General features: G+C 70.7%; 5 protein-coding genes. 3 read left to right on the top strand and 2 right to left on the bottom strand.

What is annotated here, in order from left to right; all coding sequences use genetic code 11:
• Nucleotides 1-371 precede the first annotated feature (371 nt).
• Both SAHL_RS08045 and SAHL_RS08040 read right to left on the bottom strand, forming a co-directional pair.
• Complete coding sequence (locus SAHL_RS08045) at nt 372-1,400, bottom strand: 3-oxoacyl-ACP synthase III family protein (RefSeq protein WP_123590894.1); 1,029 nt, start codon at nt 1,398-1,400, stop codon at nt 372-374.
• A gap of 280 nt (nt 1,401-1,680) precedes the next feature.
• Entirely contained in the window at nt 1,681-2,079 is a 399-nt protein-coding gene (locus SAHL_RS08040) for a rhodanese-like domain-containing protein (protein ID WP_184947530.1), read from the bottom strand.
• 402 nt (nt 2,080-2,481) lie between these two features.
• Here SAHL_RS08040 and SAHL_RS08035 point away from each other — a divergent pair, with 402 nt between their 5' ends.
• The 3 genes from SAHL_RS08035 to fhuB all read left to right on the top strand — a co-directional run bounded on the left by SAHL_RS08035 (nt 2,482) and on the right by fhuB (nt 6,148).
• The gene (locus SAHL_RS08035; RefSeq protein ID WP_123590892.1) at nt 2,482-3,249 is read left to right on the top strand and encodes an ATP-binding cassette domain-containing protein; all 768 of its coding nucleotides are present in this window, start codon (nt 2,482-2,484) and stop codon (nt 3,247-3,249) included.
• Between the two features lie 92 nt (nt 3,250-3,341).
• Nucleotides 3,342-4,178: an ABC transporter substrate-binding protein gene (locus SAHL_RS08030; protein ID WP_184947528.1), complete on the top strand. Its 837-nt coding sequence runs from the start codon at nt 3,342-3,344 to the stop codon at nt 4,176-4,178.
• Nucleotides 4,178-6,148: a Fe(3+)-hydroxamate ABC transporter permease FhuB gene (gene fhuB / locus SAHL_RS08025; protein WP_123590890.1), complete on the top strand. Its 1,971-nt coding sequence runs from the start codon at nt 4,178-4,180 to the stop codon at nt 6,146-6,148. The genes SAHL_RS08030 and fhuB overlap by 1 nt, the downstream gene beginning before the upstream one ends.
• Nucleotides 6,149-6,404 lie beyond the last annotated feature (256 nt).

Below are 6,404 nucleotides of genomic sequence, written 5' to 3'. Positions count from 1 at the left end.
GGATGCTCACCCGGCCGGGCACTGGGGCTGCTAGCTAAACAACCCCGCTGGCAAGACACAAGGGCCTGTTGAGGTTCCGTATGTGGCCGCGCCAAGCGCTTCTTGAAAAATTAACTATGGGCGGCAAAACGAGGCGTAGCGCGCGCCGTGCAGTCATTCTGCACCAGCGTGCGACAACGCTGGATTGCCGTCGTGTCGTTGATTTTTGGGGCGCTTGTCCCGAAGGGTTGGGCCGCCCATGAAAGATCGACTAGGGGCGCCCGGCGGCGTTGCGAGACTGAGTCGTGGCACGCCCAGAGTCGGCAGCTCGCGCCTTACCGGCTACGATTGGCGGTCGGAAACAGAGCGCGCGTACGAAACCTCAACAGCCCCTAGCGCTGGAAGTCCGTCGGCAGGCGCACGATGGTCGCGCCCCAGGACAGGCCGACGCCGAAGCCGGCCAGCAGCAGGCGATCCCCCGGGCCGATGCGGCCCTCGGTGGCCGCGCGCTTGAGAGCGATCGGGACGCTGCAGGAGACGGTGTTGCCGATGTCCTCCATGCACACGATGAAGCGCTCCGGGGGCAGGCCCAGCTTCTTGCGCACGCCGTTGAGCACGGTGGCGCTGGCCTGGTGGGGTATGACGGCGTCGATCTGGTCCAGCGACAGGCCGGCGCGCTCGCACAGTGTCAGAATGGACTTCGGCACCTCGCGCAGCGTGAATTCGATCACCGCGCGGCCGTTCATGTAGATGTGATGATCGCTGCGGGTGTTGCCGTGGCGATCGGTGTATTCCTCGGCGCTGTGATTGTAGGGCTGCTTGCGCATGCCGCTGGTGGGCACGATCAGATCGTTGGCGCCCGAGCCGTCGGTGCCGTAGACGAATGGGCCGATGGTCTCGTCGTCGCCGCGGTTGCTCATCAGCGTGGCCGCGGCCGCGTCGCCGAACAGCGCGCGCACGCTCTTGTCGCCCGGATGGACGAACTTGCTGTAGGTGTCGGCGGTGATCAGCAGCAGCCGGCTCGCCTGGCCGGTCTCGAGCAGCGCCTTGGCCACGCCCAGCGCGTAGATGTAGCCCGAGCAGCCGAGATTGATGTCCAGCGCGCCGACGTGACGGCCCAGGCCGAGCCGGTCCTGGATCAGGCAGGCGGTGGTCGGGGCCAGATAGTCCGGCGTCTGGGTGCAGAAGATCAGATAGTCGATCTCGCCCGGATCGGTGCCGGTGCGTTCGAACAGCTGGCGGGCCGCGATCACGCCGAAGTCGGAGGCGCATTCGTCTTCGGCGGCGACGTGGCGGGCGCGGATGCCGGTCTTCTCGGCGATCTTCTCCAGCGGCCAGTTGGGAAAGCGTGCGGCGATCTCCTCGATCGATTCGGTGCGCGCCGGCAGCATGTATTCGATGGCGTCGATGACGGCGGGCATCAGCTCCAGTCCTTTTCCGGCGGCAGACGGGTCAACGCGGCTCTCCCTGAACTTTCGGTCGCCGCCCGGCCTCGGGCGGTGCACCCGCGGCGCGGGTCAAGCGACAATATCGGTATCGAGACCGCCAGCGTCAACGTTGCGGCGCGATGGCGGGGCCCGCGCGGCGGCCGTGAATCGGCGTGAACACGTGTTGACATGCGGCTGGCGGCGATTCGGGCGCGGGGCGCATCCGACCGTCGGCGAACGCCAGTACGGGCCACGCGTGCGCCCGCTGCGCGGTTCAGCGCGCGGACGGGTCGCGCCGCTCGGGCCGTTCCACCGGATAGCCGGCACGGCGCCAGTCGCCATAGCCGACGGCCAGGGCCCGCACCCGGGCGTAGCCGTTGGCCCGGAGTGCGGCCGCCGCCCGGGCCGCGCGTGCGCCGGCCGCGCAGTAGGTCACGATCAGGGCGTCCGCGGTCACCGTCAGGCGCGGGTCGGACACGATCTGGTCGACCGGCCGATGCACCGATCCCGCAATATGGCCGTCGCGCCATTCGAACGTCTGGCGCACGTCCACGAAGCGCGCGCCCGCGCGATAGGCGCGGTAGGCGCCGGCAAGGGAAACGGCGGTGGGGTCGTCGGCGGGTGGCGCCTTTGCGCCGTCGATCAGTGATCGGGTCCAGTGCAGAATCGACATCCCGTCTCCTTGCCGCTCGCGATCGCAGCAGCTTAAGCGCGGCGGGCGACGAGTGCGAGCCGCTGCGTTCGGTACCTGCATAAGCCACCGATACGCAAGACGATATCGGATGTCGTCGGCTTCGGCGGGGCGGGCCACGCCGCCGAAACGCGCGGGCGCCGCCGACCGACTAATCGCCCGGCGGGGTTCCATGTCTCGCACGCCGGCGCGCGGGGGCGCACACTGCGGGCCGGATACCGTCGCAGTGTGGCCTGCAGTGCGGTTGTCAGGCACCACGAGCGCGGTCTCACGCGGCGCCTGCCGAAGCGCCGCTCTTTTTGATACGCATTCGTATTCAGTTTATTCTCGTGGCGCGCTCCCCGCCGCCGGACGGCGTTCGCGGCGGGCGCCCTGGAGAAGCCCATGTTCGAACTCAACGCCTGCCGCTTCGAGGTCAACGGCCACTGTCTGCTGGAGGCCGACGATCTGAGTTTCCGCGAGGGACTGGTCTACGGCCTGATCGGCCACAACGGCTCGGGCAAGTCGACGCTGCTCAAGCTGCTCGCGCGCCAGCAGTGCGCCAGCTGCGGCGAGGTCTGTCTCAACGGCCGATCGGTGCAGGCCTGGGGCGACCGCGAGTTCGCGCGCAACGTGGCCTATCTGCCCCAGCATCTGCCCGGGGCGACCAGCCTGACCGTGCGTGAACTGGTCGCCTTCGGGCGCTATCCCTGGCGCGGTCTGCTCGGGCGCATGACCGCCGAAGACCGGGGCCAGGTCGATCGCGCGCTCGATCTGACGCACACGGCCACGCTCGCCGAGCGCATGGTCGACACGCTCTCCGGCGGCGAGAAGCAGCGCGTCTGGCTGGCGATGCTGCTGGCCCAGGGCAGCCGTTTCCTGCTGCTCGACGAGCCGCTGTCGGCGCTGGATATCGCGCATCAGGTCGACACGCTGGCGCTGATCCGCGAGCTCGCCGGTTCGCTGGGGCTGGGCGTGATCATCGTGCTGCACGACGTGAACATGGTCTCGCGCTACTGCGATCAGCTCGTGGCCCTGCGCGGCGGCCGTCTGCTGGCCCGGGGCACGCCGCACGAACTCATGCGGGACACGACGCTCGAGGCCATCTACGGCATCCGCATGAGCGTGATGGCCCACCCCGCGGACAACCACCCCATCGCCGTCGTCCAGTGACGCGGCGGGCAGGCGCTCGCAGCGCCGCCGGGCGGCGGCGCGCGTGGACTTCGGGCTGGCTCGTCGGGCTGGCCCTGTTTTTTTGCGGCGCCGTGGCGGCCGCGACCGACGGCGGGGACCGCCCGCGGGTGGCCGCCATCGACTGGGGGCAGGCGCAGACGCTGATCGCGCTCGGCGCGCCGCCGGTGGCCATGGCCCAGATCGATGCCTATCAGGACTGGGTGGGCGTGCCGCCGGTGCCCGACTCGGTGCGCGAACTCGGCCTGCGGGTGCAGCCGAACATGGAGCTGATGTCGCAGCTGGATCTCGACTTGATCACGATCACGCCGATGTATGCCAGTTCGCGCGCGCGGCTCGAGGCGATCGCTCCGGTGGAGACCATCGACGTCTACTACCACGAGGGCAGCGCCTGGGATAACACCGTCGAGTCGACCCGCCGCCTGGGGGCGCTGGTCGGTCGCGCGGACGCGGCCGAGCGGCTGGTGGCGGACACGCGTCGGACCGTCGAGACGGCGGCCGAACGTGTCCCGGCCGAGGCGCCGCGGCTGCTGGTGGTGCAGTTCATCGACGCGCGTCACGTGCGCGTCTACGGCGAGGGCAGCCTGCTCGACGACGTGATGACGCGCATGGGTCTCGACAATGCCTGGACCGGCTCGACCACCTTCTGGGGCTTTGCGCTCGTCTCGCTCGAGCGGCTGGCCGAGGTCGACGACGCGCGCATGGCCGTGCTCGATCCGATGCCGGTCGGCGTGGCCGAGGAGATCGATGGCAGCGTGCTCTGGAACCATCTGCCGGCCGTGAGGCAGGGGCCGGTGCTGGACCTGCCGGCGGTATGGAGTTTCGGCGGGCTGCCCTCGGCGGCGCGCTTTGCGCGGGCGCTCGCCGACGCGCTGAGCGCGCCGCAGGTGGCCGGGACGCCCGACTCCTGATGCCGCGGCCCGCGCTCACCCCCGGCCGGCTGTGCGGCCTGTTCGCCGTCGTGCTCGCGGTGCTCGCGGTGTTGACGCTGCGCGAGAGCGCGCCGGCGGGTCTGGCCGCGCTCTGGGCGCCCGGGGAATCGCTGTCCGGCATTCTCGCCCGCCACGTCTGGCTGCCGCGGCTGGCGGCGTCGCTGCTCGGCGGTGCGGGGCTGGCCCTGGCCGGCGTGCTCATGCAGCAGACGCTGCGCAACCCGCTGGCCGCGCCGACCACGCTCGGCGTGGTCAGCGGCGTGCATCTGTTCCTGCTGCTCGGCACGCTTTTCGCCCCCGCGCTCATGTTGCACGCCCGCGGCGTGGTCGGGTTCGTCGGCGGCGCCGCGGCGATGGGGCTGGTGTTCCTGCTGGCCTGGCGACGATCGCTGGCGCCGACGGTCGTGGTGCTCGCCGGGCTGGTGGTCAACCTCTATCTCGGCTCGCTCGCGGTCGTGCTGCTGCTGTTCAACCAGGAGGCCCTGCGGGGCATGATGATCTGGGGCGCCGGTTCACTGGCCCAGAACAACTGGGGCGGCGTCGGCTATCTGCTGCCGCGGCTGCTGATCGGCGGCGTCGCCGCGGCCGCCCTGGCGCGCGCCCTGGCCCTGCTGGATCTGGATGACACCAACGCCCGCAATCTGGGCGTGTCGCTGGCCTGGCTGCGCGCGGCGAGCCTGGGCGTGGCCGTGTTCACCAGCACGGCGGTGGTCGTGGAGCTGGGCGTCATCGGTTTCATCGGTCTGGCGGCGCCGTCGATCGTGCGCCTGGCCGGCGCGCGCCGATTGCTGGCGCGGCTGGTCTGGGCGCCGGTGCTCGGCGCCCTGCTGCTGGCGGTCACCGACCAGCTGCTCCAGCTGTGGACTGCGGACGGCGCGGCGCTGATCCCGACCGGGGCGACCACTGCGGCGCTGGGTGCGCCGCTGCTGCTGTGGCTGATCCCGCGTCTGAACATGCATCGTGAGGCGCCGACCGCGGTCGCCGGTGCCCCGGCGCCGCGCCGTTCCGCCACGGGCGGCCTCCTGCTTGGCCTGCTGGCGGCGATGGCGGCCATGGTGGTGGTGGCGCTGCTCGTCGGTCAGGGCGTGCACGGCTGGAACTGGCCGTTCGAGCTGCCCTGGGCCGAGACCGGGGCGTGGCGGGGCGCGCGGGTGCTCGCGGCGGGCGCGGCTGGCGTGATGCTGGCGGTGGCCGGCACCATCGTGCAGCGCGTCTCGGCCAACCCCATGGCGAGTCCCGAAGTGCTGGGCATCAGCGCCGGCACCGCCATCGGCGTGCTCGGTCTGGTGCTGGTCTGGCCGACGGCCGGCACGCCCGCGATGCTGGGCGCCGGGGTGGTCGGGGCGCTGCTCACGCTGGCGCTGCTGGTCGCACTCAACGCCCGCAGCGGCTTCGAGCCGGAGCGCGTGCTGTTGACCGGCATCAGCGTGCTGTTTCTGTTCGACGCCATCTCCAAGATCGTGCTCGCCGGCAGCGATCCGCGCACCCAGCAGCTGCTGGCCTGGATGTCGGGGACCACCTATTACGTCGATCTGTCGCTGGCGCTGACCGTGTCGGTGCTCGCCGCGCTGCTGCTCCTGGTGGTCCGGCCGCTGGTGGTGTGGCTGGATCTGCTGCCGCTGGGCGCGCCCACGGCGCGCGCGCTCGGGGTCAACGTCACCTGGAGCCGCCTGATCCTGCTCCTGGTCATGGCGGTGCTGACCGCCGGAGCGACGCTGGTGGTCGGCCCACTCAGCTTTGTCGGCCTGCTGGCGCCGCACATGGCCCGTCTGCTCGGACTGGCCCGGGCGCGCGAGCAGTTCGTCGGTGCGGCGCTGCTCGGCGGGCTGCTGATGATCGCCGCCGACTGGCTCGGCCGCATGCTGCTGTTTCCCAATGAAATACCGGCCGGGCTGGTGGCCACGCTGGTCGGCGGCAGCTATTTCATGTGGCGACTCCGGCGGCTCTAGCCGGGCATTGAGACGCATACCGCGCGGGGCGGTGAACGATCCGGTATCGGCCGCGGGTGCCGCCGACCGCGCCGCCGCGTCGGACGGCTAGGGCCTTTTGACGTTTCGTACGCGTCCGCGCCAAACGCTGTTGTGCGGCAAGACGAGGCTTAGTAGCGCGCCGTGCAGTCATTCTGCACAAGCACGCTAGAACGCTGGATTGCCGTCGTATCGCTGATTTTCCGGGCGTTTGTTCCGATGGGTCGGGCCGCCCATG

Source organism: Salinisphaera orenii subsp. halophila YIM 95161 (assembly GCF_003732545.1).
GTDB classification, from domain to species: Bacteria; Pseudomonadota; Gammaproteobacteria; order Nevskiales; family Salinisphaeraceae; genus Salinisphaera; species Salinisphaera orenii_A.
The sequence above is the reverse complement of the archived record's forward strand: the minus strand, read 5'-3'. Positions and strand labels throughout refer to the sequence as shown.